General features: G+C 45.5%; 17 protein-coding genes and 1 pseudogene. 11 read left to right on the top strand and 7 right to left on the bottom strand.

Features of this window, described 5'->3' with window-relative positions; translation table 11 throughout:
- Positions 1–181 precede the first annotated feature (181 nt).
- From IRQ95_RS17950 to rapA, 3 genes are all read right to left on the bottom strand, one after another.
- Complete coding sequence (locus IRQ95_RS17950; RefSeq protein WP_194438476.1) at positions 182–1144, bottom strand: D-2-hydroxyacid dehydrogenase; 963 nt, start codon at positions 1142–1144, stop codon at positions 182–184.
- Between the two features lie 71 nt (positions 1145–1215).
- Positions 1216–1953: a bifunctional tRNA pseudouridine(32) synthase/23S rRNA pseudouridine(746) synthase RluA gene (gene rluA / locus IRQ95_RS17945; protein WP_194438474.1), complete on the bottom strand. Its 738-nt coding sequence runs from the start codon at positions 1951–1953 to the stop codon at positions 1216–1218.
- Positions 1954–2011: 58 nt separating this feature from the next.
- Entirely contained in the window at positions 2012–4918 is a 2907-nt protein-coding gene (gene rapA, locus IRQ95_RS17940; protein WP_194438472.1) for an RNA polymerase-associated protein RapA, read from the bottom strand.
- A 692-nt stretch (positions 4919–5610) separates the two neighbouring features.
- On the opposite strand from rapA, the gene IRQ95_RS17935 reads away from it, so the two are divergent.
- The 5 genes from IRQ95_RS17935 to IRQ95_RS17915 all read left to right on the top strand — a co-directional run bounded on the left by IRQ95_RS17935 (position 5611) and on the right by IRQ95_RS17915 (position 10317).
- Positions 5611–6987 (top strand): PhoH family protein, encoded by a 1377-nt coding sequence (locus IRQ95_RS17935; RefSeq protein ID WP_194438469.1) that lies wholly within the window; start codon positions 5611–5613, stop codon positions 6985–6987.
- A 137-nt stretch (positions 6988–7124) separates the two neighbouring features.
- Positions 7125–8129: an ornithine carbamoyltransferase gene (locus IRQ95_RS17930; RefSeq protein ID WP_194438468.1), complete on the top strand. Its 1005-nt coding sequence runs from the start codon at positions 7125–7127 to the stop codon at positions 8127–8129.
- Between the two features lie 258 nt (positions 8130–8387).
- Positions 8388–9317 carry an aspartate carbamoyltransferase gene (pyrB, locus tag IRQ95_RS17925; RefSeq protein ID WP_194438466.1) on the top strand — a complete coding sequence of 310 codons (930 nt, stop codon included), beginning with the start codon at positions 8388–8390 and terminating at the stop codon, positions 9315–9317.
- Between the two features lie 15 nt (positions 9318–9332).
- Positions 9333–9794: an aspartate carbamoyltransferase regulatory subunit gene (gene pyrI / locus IRQ95_RS17920; RefSeq protein WP_075649399.1), complete on the top strand. Its 462-nt coding sequence runs from the start codon at positions 9333–9335 to the stop codon at positions 9792–9794.
- Positions 9795–9927: 133 nt separating this feature from the next.
- Positions 9928–10317, top strand: a complete 390-nt coding sequence (locus IRQ95_RS17915; protein ID WP_075649400.1) for a RidA family protein — start codon at positions 9928–9930, stop codon at positions 10315–10317.
- Positions 10318–10389: 72 nt separating this feature from the next.
- Here the strand turns inward: IRQ95_RS17915 and djlA are convergent, their stop codons facing one another.
- Positions 10390–11244, bottom strand: coding sequence for a co-chaperone DjlA (djlA, locus tag IRQ95_RS17910; protein ID WP_194438463.1), 855 nt, complete (start codon positions 11242–11244; stop codon positions 10390–10392).
- A gap of 148 nt (positions 11245–11392) precedes the next feature.
- Here djlA and lptD point away from each other — a divergent pair, with 148 nt between their 5' ends.
- Genes lptD through apaH form a run of 6 tightly spaced genes read left to right on the top strand, consistent with a single transcriptional unit; the run spans position 11393 to position 18171 of the window.
- Positions 11393–13789: an LPS assembly protein LptD gene (lptD, locus tag IRQ95_RS17905; protein ID WP_194438456.1), complete on the top strand. Its 2397-nt coding sequence runs from the start codon at positions 11393–11395 to the stop codon at positions 13787–13789.
- A gap of 47 nt (positions 13790–13836) precedes the next feature.
- Entirely contained in the window at positions 13837–15132 is a 1296-nt protein-coding gene (gene surA / locus IRQ95_RS17900) for a peptidylprolyl isomerase SurA (RefSeq protein WP_194438454.1), read from the top strand.
- Positions 15122–16111: a 4-hydroxythreonine-4-phosphate dehydrogenase PdxA gene (gene pdxA, locus IRQ95_RS17895; protein WP_194438452.1), complete on the top strand. Its 990-nt coding sequence runs from the start codon at positions 15122–15124 to the stop codon at positions 16109–16111. The genes surA and pdxA overlap by 11 nt, the downstream gene beginning before the upstream one ends.
- Positions 16108–16923, top strand: coding sequence for a 16S rRNA (adenine(1518)-N(6)/adenine(1519)-N(6))-dimethyltransferase RsmA (gene rsmA, locus IRQ95_RS17890; RefSeq protein WP_194438450.1), 816 nt, complete (start codon positions 16108–16110; stop codon positions 16921–16923). The genes pdxA and rsmA overlap by 4 nt, the downstream gene beginning before the upstream one ends.
- A gap of 51 nt (positions 16924–16974) precedes the next feature.
- On the top strand, positions 16975–17355 hold the full coding sequence (gene apaG, locus IRQ95_RS17885) for a Co2+/Mg2+ efflux protein ApaG (protein WP_194438448.1): 381 nt from the start codon (positions 16975–16977) through the stop codon (positions 17353–17355).
- Between the two features lie 9 nt (positions 17356–17364).
- A complete protein-coding gene (apaH, locus tag IRQ95_RS17880; RefSeq protein ID WP_194438446.1) occupies positions 17365–18171 on the top strand; it encodes a bis(5'-nucleosyl)-tetraphosphatase (symmetrical) ApaH in 807 nt (268 codons plus the stop codon).
- Between the two features lie 196 nt (positions 18172–18367).
- On the opposite strand, the pseudogene folA reads toward apaH, so the two are convergent.
- The 3 genes and pseudogenes from folA to IRQ95_RS17865 form a co-directional block, all read right to left on the bottom strand.
- Positions 18368–18859, bottom strand: a pseudogene (gene folA, locus IRQ95_RS17875) (type 3 dihydrofolate reductase); the annotation flags it as partial.
- 49 nt (positions 18860–18908) lie between these two features.
- Positions 18909–19382, bottom strand: a complete 474-nt coding sequence (locus IRQ95_RS17870; protein WP_075649409.1) for a threonine/serine exporter family protein — start codon at positions 19380–19382, stop codon at positions 18909–18911.
- Positions 19379–20146: a threonine/serine exporter family protein gene (locus IRQ95_RS17865; protein WP_194438442.1), complete on the bottom strand. Its 768-nt coding sequence runs from the start codon at positions 20144–20146 to the stop codon at positions 19379–19381. Before IRQ95_RS17865 ends, IRQ95_RS17870 begins: the two co-directional genes overlap by 4 nt.
- Between the last annotated feature and the right edge of the window lie 108 nt (positions 20147–20254).

Genomic DNA, 20254 nt, shown 5'->3' with positions numbered 1-20254 from the left:
CTTGCTTCTGTATGCCTATGTAATGAATGGAAGCTTCTGCGCACGGTATAACAAAAAATATCGCGATCGCGACCTACGGTCGCTTCCAAAAAAGAACCCCGCTTGAAAAAGCGGGGTTCGTCATCAATCTGAGACCGGTCAAATGACCGGTCTTTTTTTGTCTCAAAACTTTACGAAAAACTTAAACCACTCGGTTCTGCTCTTCGCCATTCATATAAGCGCGAATATTATCCATCAAGATATGGGTCAATTTTTCAATCGCGGAATCACTGCCCCAAGCCACATGAGGCGTTAACAATAAATTGGGTAAATGGCTATTGGCTAACAATGGGTTGCTCTCATCGGCTGGCTCTTGGCTGAATACATCCACACCAGCCCCACCAATCTGTTGGGCTTGCAACGCATCAACAAGAGCTTGTTCATTGACTAAGCCACCACGTCCGGTATTAATCAAAAGTGCATTTGGCTTCATTTTCGCCAGCTCTTTTGCACCAATCAAATTGCGCGTCTGATCATTGAGAGGGCAATGTAAGGTAATCACATCAGCAAGCATCAACACCTGTTCAAAAGATAGGTAACCCTCACGGCAATTGCTCGCGCCTCTGCGCTCGGCAAAAATAACGTTCATCCCCAGAGCTTTAGCTAATGTCGCTGTTGCCTGCCCAAGTTCGCCACTGCCAATCACGCCAAGCGTTGAACCAGCGATATCGCCAATCGGATGAGTAAAAAAGCAAAACTGTTGCTTACGCTGCCACTCGCCGGCTGTAATGTCACGGTGATACCCCATCAAATTGCGTCTTAGTGCAAACATCAAACCAACGACATGCTCAGGCACGGATTGCGTTGCATAGCCACGAATATTGGCCACTGCAATCCCCGCTTCACGGCAATAATCGATATCAATGTTGTTAAAGCCAGTGGCAGAAACAGCAATTAATTCAAGATTGGGGAGTAAAGAAAGCGTACTGCGGTCCAACACAACTTTATTGGTAATCACAATTTGTGCGTGACTCAAGCGATCGACAATTTGACTTTGCTCAGTGGTATCGTATTCGACCCATTGGTGGTCAAAAGGTAAGTGAGGAAACTCAATATGAGAAGGGATGGTAGAGCGATCAAGAAAGACAACAGTAGGCAGCGACATAAATTTCTCCTTATTTCACTGCCTATTACTCTTACTACGTTAAAGTAGATTAAGTTATGTCCATCGAAACACTATGGCCTTGGCAGCGTTTTATAGTCTGGTAATTTTCGCACAGGATCGAAATAGTTAAAGATCATCTCTTCTGCTTCCGGATAAAAGTCACAAGGTACAAAAATACTACGTAGCCAATGGCTACGAGGATGATAAAAGCTTAGCTCAGCAGCATGCAGCGCTAAACGCTCAGAGCAGCTAAATGCTTCACCTTCTGAATAAAACTCATCACCGACAATTGGGTGTCCCAACGCCTGCATATGCACACGAAGTTGGTGTGAACGCCCCGTGACAGGTAATAATCTCACTATAGTCGTGTTCTGTTCGTATTTCGCCACTTGGAACAACGTTTTTGACGGTTTTCCTGTCTCAAAGCAGACCTTTTGACGCGGTCTATTTTCCCAATCACAAATCAAAGGAAACTCTAGCACCCCCTCGCTTTGCTCGACATGCCCCCATACTCGAGCGTAGTAGACCTTATGCGTCAGGCGATATTGAAACTGCTTTTTCAACGCACTCTCTGCACGCTTATTCTTTGCTAGCACCATGAGTCCCGACGTATCCATATCAAGACGGTGAACCACTTGTGCGTCAGGATGAGTCTCTAACACACGGCTCCATGCACTGTCGTGATGCTCAGGTAAGCGCCCCGGAACCGACAGCAATCCCGATGGTTTATTGATCGCTAAAATCTGTTCATCTTCATAGACGATCTCAACCCAAGGATCACGTGGTGGGTTGTATTCCAACATTGCCATGTTACTTGCTCCAAGAGACGAGCGATAGAACTCAAACTACCGCTCGCAATAGATGGGATTATTGGTGAGAAACCACGATCATACGCAGCGAGTCTAGTTGGAACTGCGCCTTGCTAATGTAGCCTGTTAGTTCTGTGATTTGCGCATCAATCGCTTCAATTTCTTCGTCACGGATATTTGGGTTAACCGCTTTCAGTGCTTGTAGACGCTCTAGCTCACCGTTTAGGCTGACTTGCATCTCTTGTTGAGCTTGATTGCGAATCGCTTCAACTTTGCTCTCAACCAGTTTGTCACCTGCGGTAATCAACTGATGCACTTGTGCTTGTACCGATGTCACCAATTTCGCCGCGATATGACGCCCAACTGGGCTCAACTGGCGGTTGAAACTTTCAAATTCCACCTGTTCAGAAAGATCGTTACCTTTACCATCAAGTATCATACGAATTGGTGTCTGTGGAAGGAAACGGCTAATACCACTGCGCTTCGGTGCTTGCGCATCCACGACGTAAACAAGCTCAAGTAGCATCGTACCAACCGGTAACGCTTTGTTCTTCAATAGCGAAACTGCCGCAGTCCCCACACCTTCACTCATCAGCAGATCAATACCACCTTGGATCATTGGGTGCTCCCAACTGATAAAGTGCATATCTTCACGCGATAGAGCAGTGTCACGATCGAAAGTGATCGTCGCACCTTCGTATGGTAAGCCTGGGTAGCTTGGTACCATCATGTGCTCTGAAGGCGTTACAACCAGAGCATTTTCGCCTTTATCATCTTGATCCAAACCAATGGTATCAAATAGGCTCAGTGCGAAGGTAACGAGGTTAGTGTCGCCATCGGTTGCTGAGATTTTTTCAACGATTTGTTGCGCGCGCTCACCACCATTAGAATGCATCTCAAGTAGACGGTCACGACCTTGCTCAAGTTGCAATTTTAGCTCTTTGTTCATTTGAGCTGACTCTTCAATCACCTCATCCAAGCCTTCACTGGTACCAGACGCCAAAATCTCAATCAAACGATCAGAAAAACGATCGTATACCGAACGACCCGTTGGGCAAGTTTCCGCAAATGCGTTTAAACCTTCATCAAACCAACGCGCTAAAATCGCTTGAGAAGTACCCTCAAGGTAAGGCACATGAACATCGATATCGCGATTTTGGCCAATACGGTCCAAACGACCAATACGCTGTTCTAGCAAATCTGGGTTAAATGGCAAATCGAACATCACTAGCTGGTTGGCGAACTGGAAGTTACGACCTTCAGAACCGATTTCACTACAGATAAGCACCTGCGCACCGCCCTCTTCTTGGGCAAAGTAAGCCGCCGCTTTATCACGCTCAAGAATCGACATACCTTCATGGAATACGGTAGCACGGATACCTTCACGCTCACGCAGCGCTTGCTCTAGTTGTAGCGCAGTGCTGGCACGCGATGCGATCACCAAGATTTTATCGCTACGCTTATCTTTGATCTTTTCCAGTAACCAGTTCACACGAGAGTCAAACTGCCACCAGCTTGAATCTTCCCCTTCAAACTCTTGGAAAATCTCTTCTGGGTATAGATTTTTCAGTGCACGCGCTTCTGGGCTCATCTTACCGCCGATCATACCCGCGACACGCATTGAGGTGGTGTACTGTTGCGGAATAGCCATCGGCAGTAGGTGTACGTTACGGGTTGGGAAGCCTTTGATTGCCGCACGAGTGTTACGGAACAAAACGCGACCAGTACCATGACGATCCATCAGGTTATCAATCAATTCTTGGCGCGCTGACGCTTTCTCAGCATCATCACTATTGCTTTCAATAATGCGGAACAGAGGCTCTACATCTTGCTCTGACAATAGCTCAGTAATTTGATTTTTCGCGTCATCTGGCAACGCTTGCCCTGAGAACAGCATACTGACAGAGTCCGCTACCGGTGCGTACTGCTCTTCTTCTTTAACAAATGCTTCGTAATCGTAGAATCGATCTGAATCTAGCAAACGTAGACGAGCAAAGTGACTCTCACGCCCCAATTGTTCTGGGGTCGCAGTTAGAAGTAGAACGCCTGCTGTGCGTTCGGCTAAACCTTCCACTACTTGATATTCACGACTTGGCTTCTCTTGACTCCACTCTAAGTGGTGCGCTTCATCGACAACCAGTAGATCCCACTCACCTTCTAATGCTTGCTCGTAACGTTTACGGCTCTTACGCAGGAAATCAAGTGAACACAACACATATTGCTGGGTATCAAATGGGTTATCTGATTCTGCAAACGCTTCAATGCAGCGCTCTTCATCAAAAATTGAGAAGTGTAGATTGAAACGACGCATCATTTCGACCAGCCACTGGTGTTGCAGTGTTTCTGGTACCACGATAAGAATACGCTCGGCACGACCCGCCAACACTTGTTGGTGAATGATCATGCCCGCTTCGATTGTCTTACCTAGGCCTACTTCATCAGCCAACAGCACACGTGGCGCGTGACGACGACCGACTTCATGAGCAATGTATAACTGATGAGGGATAAGGCCAGCACGCATACCACATAAACCACGCATCGGGCTCTTATGTTGTTCGTACTGGTTCTTTAACGCACGGTAACGCAGCACAAAGTTATCCATACGATCAATTTGACCAGCGTATAACTTGTCTTGAGGTTTGTTAAAACGAATTTGGTTGCTGAGCATGATTTCACGTAAGACCACTTCTTCTTCGTTATCTTCACGCGAACCAATGTATGAAAGCAGTCCTTGTTCTTCGACCACTTGCTCTACTTTCAGTGACCAGCCTTGTTGGCTCTCAATTACATCACCAACATTAAATGTCACTCGAGTTACGGGCGCATCGCTACGGGCATATACACGGTTCTCTTCTGATGCGGCAAACATCAGTGTTACTGTACGAGCATCCAATGCAACGACGGTTCCTAAACCTAGCTCACTTTCCGTATCGCTAATCCAGCGTTGGCCCAAAGCAAATGTCATGAATCGACTACCTCATTTAATCAATTTATTGTTTATACCCACGTGACTTCAAGCTAAAAAGTGCGAAGTCTTGTCACCGATTTCATCTAATGAAAACACTGACACGATAAAGTCGTATTGAAGTTACTAGGATATATTTTAGCTGCTCTCGCGCCATTTCAAAGGCGGCTGACGGGGAATTTATTGATCAGCATTGGCACGAAAAAAGGTCGCTAATATTACTCGAAGCTGTGACATTGGTCACGTGCCTAGCGCGCATTTCCAAACAATTTTCGCTTCATTTATGAATGACATCAAAGTGCAAAAAAGCCGTGGCACAAATAAACGTGCTGGTTGCATATACCAAAGCCGCACAATTAGACATCGTTTGTGTACAGATAACACTCATCGAGAGGTTAGAAAGTTTGCGAAATTTACTGCAATTACTGCAACTTTAATAAAATCAGCTATATACTTTTATTAACGCATGAGTAGCGATTAGTTTTTCACTCTTTGCGTCCCTCATGCGTATAAAAGACGATCAACACGGGTTTGCTAGTAGGCTCTCCCGCTCGGTCAGACAACAGAGCGTAGAGTCACTATCATCGCAACCGACAGAATAGAACGAAGTTGTGGTGAAAGCGAAAAGCTAGCAGGCAGTTAGTCAGCCTCACAACAGTGAGCACTACGCCGCCTCGCGGCAGGAGACGCTTATGGGTGATACGGACAGAAAACTCTTCGTTCTCGATACCAATATTCTGCTTCACGAACCTCTCGCCATTTTTTCTTTCCAAGAACACGACGTGGTTATTCCCATGACCGTGTTAGAAGAGCTTGACCGAATCAAAGACAGTAAACGCGACGTTGCTCGCGATGCGCGCGTCGCAATTCGCGCTTTAGAAGCCCTATTCAAAGACGCCACTCCAGATGAAATTTCCGAGGGTATCCCTATCAATCGTGACAAAGATGGCACCGGACATATCGCAATCCTTGCCGACTTTGAACTACAAGAAACCGTCAAAGCCTTTGCCGACAAAGCCGGTGATAACCGCATCCTCAATGCGACGATTTATTTACAAAATAAACGGGCACCACGTGAAGTCATCTTAGTCACCAAAGACATCAACATGCGCCTTCGAGCCAAAGGCGCTGGCGTGCGCTTTGTGGAAGATTATCGCAGCGACCAGCTCATCGATGATGTTCAGTACCTCACCAAAGGTTTTCAACAAATCGACGGCGACTTCTGGTCTAACGTCGATCAGGTAGAGAGTAAAAACCTCGCCGGCCGCACTTATCACACTCTCGCCAGAGAACCTTTTGAACCCACTTATCTCAATCAATATGTGATTGATAATGAAAGTGACTTTGTCGGTCGTGTGGCGCAAATCGATACCGATTCCATAACCCTGCAAGATCTCAGTCGAGAGCGCTTAATGCACCGACGCGCTTGGGACATTACACCGAAAAACATTTACCAAGCGATGGCGCTCGATGCCCTACTCGACCCTGGAATTGATTTAGTGATCCTCACTGGGGCTGCAGGGAGTGGCAAAACCTTATTGGCACTTGCTTCCGCACTGGAACAGAATATCGAAAAGCACATGTTCGATAAGATCATCGTGACCCGTAACACCCCAGATATTGGCGAATCGATCGGCTTTCTACCCGGTAGCGAAGAAGAGAAAATGTTGCCATGGCTTGCTGCCGTTACTGATACTCTAGAAGCGTTACATAAAAACGATCACTGCACTGAAGGCTCGCTAAAGTACATCTGCGACAAAGCCAATATCCAATTTAAATCGATTAACTTTATGCGTGGTCGCTCAATTCAAAACGCCTTCGTTTTACTCGATGAGTGCCAAAACCTAACCGCATCACAGATTAAAACCATCATCACTCGTTGTGGTGAAGGAACCAAAATCGTTTGTTCGGGCAACCTCGCGCAAATCGACTCTCATTACCTCACTCCTGTCACGTCCGGTTTAACCTACATGGTAGAGCGATTTAAAAATTTCGAAGGCAGCGCCAATATTCATCTCAATGGTGTGGTACGCAGTCGCTTAGCGGAGTTTGCGGAGGAAAATTTATAACCCCAACAATCGACTATATAACCACAAATGGCGAATTAGTATTCTATATTCGCCATTTATTTAAAATAATTATTCACAAGCGATGCGTTTTTATGTTTAACTAAGTCTATGTTTTATTCAAACTCAAGGATTAGAGTATGGCTTTCAATCTTCGCAACCGTAATTTCGTTAAGTTACTCGACTTCACGCCTAAAGAGATCCAGTTCTTACTCGATCTCTCTGCGGATCTAAAAATCGCTAAGTATTCCGGTACTGAGCAGCCAAAACTGCAAGGAAAAAACATCGCTCTGATCTTTGAAAAAGCCTCTACTCGAACTCGTTGCGCGTTTGAAGTGGCAGCATTCGACCAAGGTGCACAAGTTTCCTATATCGGTCCGTCTGGCTCGCAAATTGGCCACAAAGAGTCGATGAAAGATACTGCTCGTGTGCTTGGGCGTATGTATGACGGTATTGAATACCGTGGTTTTGGCCAAGCGATTGTGGAAGAGCTGGCAGAACACGCTGGCGTTCCAGTCTGGAATGGTCTCACAGACGAGTTCCACCCGACGCAAATCTTGGCCGACTTCTTAACCATGCTCGAGCACGGTCAAGGCAAGCAACTGTCAGAAATGAGCTTTGCCTACCTAGGCGATGCGCGCAACAATATGGGCAATTCTCTTATGGTTGGCGCTGCGAAAATGGGCATGGACATTCGTCTTGTCGCGCCACAACAATTTTGGCCAGAAGAAAATCTCGTTGCCACGTGCCAAGCGATAGCCAAACAGACTGGAGCGAAAATCACCCTAACTGAAAACGTCGATGAAGGCGTGCAAGGTTGCGACTTCCTCTACACCGATGTTTGGGTCTCGATGGGAGAAGCAGCCGAAGCTTGGGATGAACGTGTCGCACTCATGACCCCATATCAAATCAATATGGATGTGATTCAAAAAACCGGTAACCCACAGGTGAAGTTTATGCACTGCCTACCTGCATTTCACAATGACGAAACCACTATTGGTAAAGAGGTAGCGGAAAAATACGGCATGCAAGGGTTAGAAGTAACGGAAGATGTCTTTGAGTCTGACTACTCGATTGTATTTGATGAGGCAGAAAACCGCATGCACACCATTAAAGCGGTGATGGTTGCAACACTTGGTCGCTAAAATCAACAAATTCTGATTCAAAAAGCGCCAAGTAATCGCTTGCGCTCGACAATCTTCTGCGTATAATGCACGACAATTTGTCTGGAGGTTGTAAATAATGCCACGTAATTCGTGTTCTACAATGCGCTTTACTCAAGGTAAGCTAATTTGCTTACTGGCTGTTTATTTTACAGTTTCCACCGATTTTTAAAGCCTCCCTATTGGGAGGCTTTTTTATTGCCTAAATTTTATTCTTCTAGTCAGGTAGGGATGACGATTATGACCAACACGCTTTACAACAAGCACATCATTTCGATTCCAGAGCTATCACGTGCAGAGCTCGAATTAATAGTTCAAACCGCTGGTCAGCTAAAAGCTGAACCAAACCCAGATCTGATTAAAAACAAAGTCGTCGCAAGCTGTTTCTTCGAGCCATCAACCCGTACGCGTCTCTCTTTCGAAACGGCGATTCAACGTATTGGCGGCAATGTGATTGGTTTCGATAATGGCGGAAATACTTCGCTAGCGAAAAAAGGTGAGACGCTGGCTGACTCTGTACAAGTGATCTCAACGTATGTCGATGCATTTGTGATGCGTCATCCACAAGAAGGCGCTGCGCGTCTTGCGGCAGAGTTTTCCAATGGCGTTCCTGTAATCAACGCAGGCGATGGGGCTAACCAACATCCAACGCAAACCTTACTGGATCTCTACACCATTTCAGAAACTCAAGGACGCCTAGATAACCTCAACGTTGCGTTTGTCGGCGACCTAAAATATGGCCGTACTGTGCATTCATTGACTCAGGCTCTAGCGAAGTTTAACAACATTCGTTTCTTCTTCGTCGCTCCTGAGGCGCTTGCGATGCCAGACTACATCTGTGAAGAACTTGATGAAGCAGGCATTGAATACAGCCTGCACACCGACATGGAAAGCGTGATTCCTGAATTGGATATTCTCTACATGACTCGTGTACAAAAAGAGCGTTTCGATGAGTCTGAATACGCCCATATCAAGTCGGCGTACATCTTAACGGCATCAATGCTAGAAGGTGCGCGCGAGAACCTAAAGGTTCTGCACCCACTGCCGCGCGTCGATGAAATCACTACTGATGTAGATAAAACCCCGCACGCCTACTACTTCCAGCAAGCAGAAAATGGCGTTTATGCGCGCCAAGCCTTGTTAGCACTTGTATTAAACCCATCACTGTAATCGAGGAAAATCATCATGGCTAAAGAAACTCAATTGCAGGTTGAAGCAATTAAAAACGGTACGGTTATCGACCACATCCCAGCGCAAGTAGGCATTAAAGTACTCAAACTATTTAGCATGCATAAGAGTAACCAGCGTGTGACTGTCGGCTTAAACCTGCCTTCGTCTGCATTGGGACACAAAGACTTGCTGAAAATTGAAAACGTATTTATCAGTGAAGAGCAAGCAAGCAAGCTGGCGCTGTATGCACCGCATGCGACCGTAAACCAAATTGAAAACTACCAAGTCGTCAGAAAGCTAGCGTTAGAGCTACCAGAGCAAGTCAACAACGTCTTTGCTTGTCCAAACACCAACTGTATTACTCACGGTGAACCAGTGGAAAGTAGTTTTAAAGTGTTCGAGAAAAACAATGATGTGCGCTTAAAGTGTAAATACTGTGAGAAAGTGTTCTCACGTGAAATTGTTACCGAGCGTTAAGCTAAATATCGCCTCAAGCACGATATTGTCTACATTCATACCCCGCACTCGCGGGGTATTTTGATCTTTACCTAGCGTTTTATAAAAGGCACACTGACTATCTTAATGAGATCAGATAAATGAGAAACCTCACATGACTAAAGTACTTCACACAGAATCGGCTCCTGCCGCTATTGGTCCTTACGTTCAAGGTGTTGACCTAGGTAACATGGTGCTGACTTCAGGCCAAATTCCAGTAAACCCAGTAACAGGTGAAGTCTCAGCAGAGATCACTGTGCAAGCTCGCCAATCACTTGAAAATGTTAAAGCGGTAGTTGAAGCATCAGGCCTTAGCGTTGCTGATATCGTGAAAATGACGGTATTTGTCAAAGATCTCAATGACTTTGGCGCGGTAAACGAAGTTTACGGTGCTTTCTTTGATGAGCACAATGTTGCCAACTACCCAGCGCGTTCTTGCGTAGAAGTGGCTCGCCTACCAAAAGATGTTGGTATTGAAATCGAAGCGATTGCGGTACGTAAATAATCGCAGTCAACATATAACAAAGGCGAGCATTAGCTCGCCTTTGTCGTTCAATCATGCCGATAAAACGGAATGCTATTTAAAGCCTTTGATCTTCTTAATCAAATCATACGCATTTTGGATTTCTTGCGACTTCTCTTTGGCTACATTCATCATTTCTGGCGGTAAACCTTTCGCCATCAACTTATCTGGATGATGCTCATTCATCAATTTGCGGTAAGCGCGTTTAACACTTTTTGAATCCGCATCTTCATCCACACCAAGCACCTTGTAGGCATCGCTTAGTTGGCTTGCAGAAGTTGCTTGTTGCCAACTACCTGATTGTTGGTGGCCACTACCTGCATGACCATCAAAGCCACCACGTTGAAATCTAAATGCAGCTTCCTGCATCCGCAGGCGCTGTTCTAGTTGCTGAGTAGAGAAACCTAAGCCTTCAGCCACGCGATGCAATACCTCACGCTCGCTTGGATGGATATCACCATCGGCAAAAGCTGCCGAAATCTGAAGCTCTAAGAAAAACTGCAATAAATCAAAACGACCACCTGAGGAAATCTTCACTCGCGCCAATACTGAATCGAGAGGGAAATCCGTTGATTTACCATCGCGAAACGCATTTTGTGCCGCTGTGCGCTGCTCACCATGTAAATTCATACGATCCATCATGGCACTTGCGAGTTGAATTTCTTCTCGAGTCACTTGTCCTTTAGCTTTCGCTACATGCCCCATCACAGCAAACGCGGCTTTAAAAAACTCGTCTTGTTTTTGTGCTTGGCTTGGACCACTACTAAATGGTGATGAGTTGAAGCCAGCTTGTCTTAATCGGCGTGCTTTATCGAATTGATGTCCGATAAACAAACCAAATATGGCGCCAGGAATGTGGCCAAACAAAAAACCAAATATGGCACCTAAAATTTTGCCCAAATTATGCATTATGTGCTCTCAATCTATGAATTTTTTCATCGTTAAGCGGTCTGATAGTGCCGGATGGTTTAAATTCCTTTATGATAAAGACCGTTTTATTCTTTGTTCGGTTGTCTATTCACCGAATTTATCAAGTTCAACAGGATAGTAAAACTCGATGTCACGTTTTCCACGTACGTTACTAGCCGCTTCAATCAGTGCCGCACTATTTGCACCGCAGATTCAAGCCAATGAAGCCCTAACCGATGATAGTGTGCAGGAACTACCTGCTATAGATCAATGCTTGATCGACCAACCTGACGCAGAAAATCCAAATCAGCTACCAATTAACGTAGAAGCCGATAGCCTTGAAGGCGTTAATGGTGACAAAGCCACTTATAGCGGTAATGTCGTTGTTGTACAAGGCAAAAAGCGGATGCTAGCCGACAGCGTGACGCTACACCAGCAAGATAATGTCGTTGTGGCGGAAGGTAATGTAACGTTTAGTGATGGCCAAGTTAAAACGATTTCAGATAAAGCGGTTAATAACCTCAACACTGAGTATGTTGAGCTAAACAACACGAAATATCAGTTCCTCTGTGAACCTGGTCGTGGTGAAGCTGTTTACGTCTCTAAAACTGGCAAAGCCATGTACGAAATCGAAGATGGCTCAATTACCTCATGCCCTGAAGGCGATAATTCTTGGCGCATGAAGGCATCGAGTATCGAGATCGACCAAAATGAAGAAGAGGCGACCTTTTTTAACCCTCGCTTCGAGATCCAACAAGTACCCGTATTCTATTTGCCATATCTAACCGTACCCATTGGTGATACGCGTAAGACCGGTTTTCTATACCCAACCGCCTCTTATGGTTCAAGCGATGGTGTCGAGTTTGAAGTGCCTATCTATTGGAACTTAGCACCAAACTATGATTTGGAAACCACTCTAAAGTACATGGAAAAACGCGGGACTCAACTTAATAGTACCTTCCGCTATTTAACCGACTTTGGTCATGGCCAAATCGAGTCTGAATATTTGCCTGATGATAAAAAATATTTGGACAAAGGCGATCGCTGGGGCTTCCAATACACCCACGATGGTATCTACGCGCAAAACTGGAAGTTTGATATTGATTACTCAAAAGTAAGCGATATCGACTATTTCTCCGATGTCGATTCGAACATTGGTAAGCGAGAAGATGGCCAACTGATTCAAGAAGGTGAAGTCCAGTACCGTACCCAAAATTGGGACGCTAAGCTTTTAGCGCGTGATTTCCAAGTGTTGACCGAAGAAGGTAATTTGCCTTATCGCTTACTACCACAACTATCGTTTAACTACTATTCACCACAGATTGCGCCGTTCTTAGACTTCGATGTCGTTAGCCACGTATCACGTTTTGATACTGACGATACCACTAAGCCATCGGCAACCCGTGTGCACGTTGAACCTGGTATTACTATTCCAATCCACACGACCTGGGGCTCTTGGACGACCGAAGCCCGTATGCTAGGTACCTACTATCAACAAGACTTAAACGGTTTGGATCTTAATGATCAACAGTTCGAGCAGTACAACCTAAAAGAGAATGTGACGCGAATTATTCCTGAATTCCGCTCACATGCAGGCATTGTGCTTGAACGTGATAGCTATGTATTTGGTGGCTATACACAAACATTAGAACCACAAGTTCAGTACCTATATGTACCGAAAGAAGATCAATCCGATATCTACCTGTACGATACAACGCTGCTACAAACTGACTACTATGGACTATTTCGCAGTCGTAAGTTCAGTGGCGTAGATAGAATTGCGAGTGCAAACCAGTTTAGCTATGGTGCTTCAACTCGCTTCTTTGATGACATGTACAAAGAGCGCTTGAATATCTCGTTCGGTCAGATTTTCTATTTAGACAAATCGTCTAAAACAACTAACTCAATTACCAGTGAAGATGATTCTACCAACTACTCAGCATGGGCAGTTGAAATGGATTTCAACTTTAACGATTACCTCTTCTATCATGGTGGCGTTCAATACGACGTGGACTCTAGCGAGATGCAAGTGGCTAACAGTACGCTTGAATATCGCTCTGGCAACGGCTATATCCAAGGTAACTACCGCTATGTAACCAAAGAGTACATTGCACAAACGGTTGATCTTGATAGCATTGTTTCTTGTGATAAAGATGCGGATCCAAATTGTAGTATCAACTCAATTACCCGTGATGGTATCTCACAAGCGGGCATATTAACCGGTTACACTTTCTCACCAAACTGGAATGCGAGCGCACAGTATTTTTATGATTTAACCACTGAGCAATCTATCGAATGGCTAGCTCGTCTTAACTACATTGATGATTGCTGGTATATCGGTTTCACTTACAGCAACCAACTGCGCAGTTGGGATCCGAGTTTTGCTAGCTATCCAGAGGCAGATGCAGAGTATGAAAACAACTTTAGTATCAACTTTGGTATCGTTGGTTTTGGTACGAATATCGGCGCAGGTTCAGGACTCGCAGGAGCAGACAGCTCAGGCAACTCGTTGGGCTATGGTCGCCCATTCTTCCTAAATAATTAATTTTTCAAGCCAGCCTCTTTAGGCTAGCAAATATTTAAGGGTTATTGATGAAAACTTGGAAAACGGCGCTGCTTACCCTTGTAGCGGCATGTCATATCGGTGCAGCCAATGCTGATATGGTTGAAATGGACAAAGTGGCAATTATTGTCAATGACGGTGTGGTACTACAAAGTGATATCGACACCGCACTCAAAACACTCACGATCAATGCCAAAAAGAATGGTCAATCTCTACCAGACAAAAGCGCGTTGATTGAGCAAGTTGAAGAAAAGTTGATCCTTGAAACCATTCAACAACAAGAAGCTGAACGTATCGGCATCCGTATTGATGACAATCGCCTAAATGCAGCGATCGCAGATATTGCCAAAAACAACGGACAGACAGTTGAACAGCTCATTGCTTCAATTAATGAAGAAGGTATCTCTTATGCAGAGTTTCGTGAGCAAGTACGCAATGAAATTGCAGCGAGTGAAGCACGTAATACTTTAGTTCGCCGCCGTATCAATATCTTACCAGCCGAAGTGGATAATTTGGCCGAAGCATTAGCCAATGAAACCAACGCAACCGTACAGTATAAAATCGGTCACATCCAACTGCGTGTGAACGACGGTGACGACAAAGCCAAAGTTCAGGCGCAAGCTGAAGAATTAGTGAAACGCATCAAGAACGGTGAAGACTTTGAGAAATTAGCTTACACCTACTCAAAAGGCCCTAAGGCACTGCAAGGCGGTGATTGGGGTTGGATGCGTAAAGAAGAAATGCCAACCATCTTTGCCGATCAAATCAAGCTACAAAACAAAGGTAGTATTATTGGGCCATTCTCGAGCGGTGTGGGCTACCACATTCTAAAAATCGAAGATGTGAAAGGCTTAGAAACCGTTGCTGTAACCGAAATTAATGCACGCCATATTCTTATCAAGCCAACCGTCATTTTGAGTGATGAAGGCGTACAAAAGCAACTTAACGAAATCATTCGTCAAATCAACGCTGGCGAAGCAACATTTGGTGAACTAGCGCAGCAATACAGCCAAGACCCTGGCTCTGCTGCACAAAATGGTGAGCTAGGTTACCAAACATCGGATATTTACGTCCCTGAATTTAAACACCAAGTAGATACGTTAGCGATTGGTCAAATTAGCGCGCCATTCAAAACTGTTCATGGTTGGCACATTGTCGAAGTTCTCGATCGCCGTGAAGTTGACCGTACTGATTCAGCAATGAAGAACAAAGCCTATCGTATTCTGTTTAACCGTAAGTTCAACGAAGAAGCCAGCGCATGGCTACAAGAAATCCGTGCTGGTGCCTATGTTGAGATGGTAAAGGATCAGCAAAATGGCAATTAAGCGAATCGTGGTAACCGCAGGTGAACCTGCGGGTATCGGTCCAGATTTAGTCCTCGCCCTCTCTAAAGAGGGTTGGGATCATCAAATTGTGGTCTGTGCTGACAAAACAATGTTAGCCCAGCGTGCTGAACTGCTTGGTATAGACGTCACTCTGCATGATTACGATGCATCTCAACCAGCAACCAAACAGCAAGCTGGCTCGCTCATTATTGATCATATTCCCTTGGCGACTAGTGTTATCGCAGGTCAACTTGATGAAGCGAATGGTCATTATGTACTACAAACTCTTGAGCGTGCTGCTAATGGTTGTATGGCTGGTGAATTCGATGCGGTTGTAACAGGTCCAGTACATAAAGGTGTGATCAACCGTGCCGGGGTTGCTTTTAGTGGGCATACTGAATTTTTCGCTGAAAAATCAAATACACCACTTGTGGTAATGATGCTCGCCACTGAAGGTTTACGCGTTGCACTAGTCACTACTCATATACCACTGGCTTGCGTATCAAAAGCGGTAACAGCTGAGCGCTTAGAAAAAATCATCGAGATTTTGCATACCGATTTAGTAGAAAAATTTGCTATTCGTCAGCCAAACATCTATGTTTGCGGGCTTAATCCTCACGCAGGGGAAGATGGCTGTTTAGGCAGAGAAGAAATAGAGACAATTACGCCAACTTTAGAGCGTATCAAACAGGAAAAAAGCATTAACCTGATTGGTCCACTTCCAGCTGACACCATCTTTAACGAAAAGTATTTACAAGATGCGGATGCGGTTCTTGGCATGTATCACGACCAAGTACTTCCCGTGCTAAAATACAAAGGATTTGGTCGCTCAGTGAATATCACACTCGGCCTACCATTTATTCGGACATCGGTGGACCACGGTACAGCACTTGATCTTGCTGGCACGGGTTCAGCAGATACAGGGAGCTTCCGAACAGCATTGGCGCACGCAATAGATTTAGTAGAGAAGAAACAATGAGAAATGATGTCCATCTAGGGCACAAAGCGCGTAAACGTTTTGGTCAAAACTTCCTAAACGATCCATATATCATTGATGGTATTGTTTCAGCTATCAACCCAAGACCAGGTCAAAACCTAGTTGAGATCGGTCCTGGTTTAGGCGCAATTACCGAGCCTGTCGGCCGCGAAGTGGATAAGTTTACTGTTATCGAACTTGACCGCGACCTTGCAGAGCGTCTGCGTAATCACCCAGAACTTGCTGATAAATTGACTATCCACGAAGGCGATGCAATGCGCTTCGACTTCACTCAATTGGTGAAACCAAACAATAAGCTGCGCATTTTCGGTAACCTACCATATAACATTTCAACACCGTTGATGTTCCACCTGTTTGAATTCCATGCGGATATTTCAGACATGCACTTTATGCTGCAAAAAGAAGTGGTAAACCGTCTAGCAGCAGGTCCGGGCAGTAAAGCTTATGGCCGTCTAACGGTTATGGCGCAGTATTACTGTAAAGTAGTTCCAGTACTTGAAGTACCGCCAACGGCGTTTGTTCCGCCACCGAAAGTGGACTCGGCAGTTGTACGTCTAGTGCCTTACGAAACACTTCCGCACCCAGCAACAAGCCTAAAATGGCTTGAGCGTGTATGTCGTGAAGGTTTCAACCAACGCCGTAAGACAGTACGCAACTGCTACAAAGCATTAATGAGTACAGAAACTTTGGAAGAGCTAGGTGTAAACCCAGCCATGCGTCCAGAGAACCTAACGTTAGAGCAATTTGTTGCTATGGCTAACTGGTTGGATGCAAACAGCAGCCATCAAGCATAATCTTTAAGGGCGCACTCGCGCCCTTTTTGTTTGGCTTTACGAGGAGTTTATATGGATATCTCTCAACCTTGTATTAAAGTCCAAGTTCATACCCGCTATATTGCGGAACAGTCCGATCCAGCAGAAAAACGCTATATCTTCGCTTATATTATCACCGTCAAAAATCTCAGTACTGAAACGGTACAACTGATTGCTCGTCGCTGGCTGATTACTGATGCCAACGGCAAACAAGTCACGGTTGAAGGCGAAGGTGTGGTTGGGCAACAGCCTTTTATTGAAGGCAATGACGAGTATACGTATACCAGCGGTACAGCGATTGAAACACCTGTCGGTGTTATGCAAGGCCAGTACATCATGCTGGATGCAAAAGGTCAGCAGTTCCATGCTGAAATAGAGCCGTTTCGTCTCGCGATTCCCAATGTCTTAAACTAGGAAAATTCTGTGGCAACATATATCGTTGGCGATATACAAGGCTGCTTTGATGAGCTCAGGCAGCTACTTAACACTGTGCAATTCAATCCAGCTCACGATCAACTCTGGCTCGCAGGTGATTTGGTCGCTCGAGGACCTAAATCACTAGAAACACTCCGTTTTGTTAAACAACTCGGTGATTGTGCGAAAGTCGTACTGGGCAACCATGACTTACACTTACTCGCCGTGTCTCTGGGGATTCATCGCGTTAAAGACAAAGATCAAACCGCGCCGATTTTTGCCGCTGAAGATAAAGATGAGCTTCTGACATGGCTACGTCACCAGCCGCTAATGGCGGAACATGAAGAGTTCGTGATGAGTCACGCTGGTATTTCCCCTCAATGGGATTTAGCCACGGCTAGAGCAAACGCTAAAGAAGTGGAACAAATCTTACAAAGCCAAGATTGGACTTGGTTAATTGAAAACATGTATGCCAATCAACCGGACTGGTGGGATAGCGAGCTGCAAGGCATTGAGCGCTACCGCTACATTATCAACGCTTTTACCCGTATGCGTTTTTGTTTTGCCGATGCTAGGCTCGATATGGATTGCAAATTGCCACCACAAGAAGTCACCAGTGATGAGCTTGTACCTTGGTTTGAGCTACCAAGTCGAATCCGATTAGATAAAGCGGTGATATTTGGTCACTGGGCGGCACTTGAAGGGCACCAAAGCGACAAAGAAATTGGCCTAGATACTGGCTGCGTCTGGGGGGGCTCACTCACGATGCTGCGCTGGGAAGACAAACAGTTTTTCACTCAACCTGCGTTAGCATAGTTAACGCATGGATTACGGAACGCAATGCTACGGACGACGGAATCGCGAGGGAACTCGCGATATCAACATCTCACAGTTTCTGAGTAACTAAACTGTCCCGTATCTAATAGTGAAGCTCCGATTTACTTTCCGTAAACGCAGTGTTCTCTCATCCGTCAGCGAAGCGTCCATACAAAGCGAAGCTACGCTTCGCGCCCTACTCTCTATCCAAAACCGTAAAGCGCATATCGTGAACATTCTTCTCATCAGCGCTGTAGCTCTCTGAGTAGCTCTCAATAAAGCTTTCATCCCACGCTGGAAATTGGGTGTCACCCTCAATCTTTGCATCAATGTGGGTGATGTAGAGACGCGTAGCCATCGGTAAGCATGCCGCGTAAATTGCACCACCGCCAATGATCATCACTTCTTCTACCTCTCCAGCAACCTCTAACGCCTGCTCAATCGACGTTGCAGTTTCAACGCCTTCAATGAGAAGCGTGTCATCACGGCTGATCACGATATTCTGACGACCAGGCAGCGGACGACCAATTGATTCATAGGTCTTACGGCCCATAATAACCGGCTTACCTAGTGTGCAACGCTTAAACCAAGCAAAGTCGGCTGGGAGATGCCATGGCATTTGATTGTCTTTACCAATAATACGCTCGTCTGCCATCGCGGCAATCATGCTAATAATCATTCCGTTATCCTATTTATTGAGCCTAACTTTCTGTAAAAGGGGGGCGTTGCCTATGTGTTTAAACAATCGGGCGCCGGCGATAGAATAACAAGCCTGGCATTGCTAAGCCAACCGCAAGTCCAGCGATAATAAACATCGCTTTCAAAAAGTTAGTCGCCAGCATCTCTAATAACTGTGGCTCAAAGCCACGGTGGTTGAGCTCAACTAGCGCGATCATGGCTTTAAAGGCAAACACTCCCGGTACCATGGGAATCAGTGACGCCACGGTAAAGACTTTCGGGTGAGCCAATAGTTTATGAGACCAATGAACACCGATCATGCCAACAAAGGTCGCGGCAAAGAAGGTGGCCCATTCAATCGGGACTCCAAAGTGCATCATCAGATAACGCGAACCGTGACCGATCGCTCCGCCTAATGCACAATATTTTAAAGCTTTAACTGGCACATTAAACACCAACGCAAAGCCGACCGCAGGAATCGCCGCAAAGAACATGTCATTGAGTAAACCAAACAGCAGTTCGAAGAAACTCATAATAGCCACCCCCACACATCGAAAACACTCATGGCAGCAATAATGCCAAGACAAGTCGCAAGCGTAAGCAGGCTCGCCATAACAAAGCGGGCAATCCCCATATTAACGTAGCCTTTTAGCATGTCAGCGACACAGTTAATCAAAGGTACCCCCGGTACCAACATCAAAACTGACGATGCCATTACCAGCGTAGGTAAATTACCAATATTGTAGATATAGGCTTGTACAGAAATCGCTGTAGTGACAAAAGCGGTAACAGCGAAATTAAGCAGAGGATTGAAATGGCGATGACCAAATTCTTGGCGAACAATCATCCCCACTGAAGAGGCCAGAAAAGTCATGGCAAAAACTGCCCAGTCGCCGCCCGCGAGGCGAGCAAATGCAGCACAAGACAAACCGATCATCACCACCACTAACCAGCGATTATAACGCTCTGGACTGATCTGATTGATCTTATGCTGGGCAAGATATTCATCAATGATCCCGCGCTCTAGCATAATACAGATCCGCTGTACTTGAGTAACCACGCGCATGTTGATACCGCGATCTGCACAGCGTCTCGCCGTAGTAATGCAATGTCCACGATTAACGGTCGTCACGACCAACGAGCTTGCAGAAAGCGAAACTTCAACTTCATCCATGCCACAGGCAAGACCAATTCGTTCCATGATGCTGCCAACCAATGCACTTTCCGCCCCATGAGCAAGCAGCATTTGGCCAGCTTGTGCAATTAAGCGGGAAACCGCTCTTTGCTTTGTATCCATACTGATTTTACTACTCCCAAAATCAAACACGTCCTTGACGGGATGACATTGTGACCAAAAATAACGCAAATAACTTTGATTTGATACCAGATTTAAGACGTAAAAAAG

It is taken from the genome of Vibrio fluminensis, assembly GCF_015278125.1.
Classification (GTDB): Bacteria; Pseudomonadota; Gammaproteobacteria; order Enterobacterales; family Vibrionaceae; genus Vibrio; species Vibrio fluminensis.
This window is presented reverse-complemented; position numbering and strand designations above follow the sequence as displayed.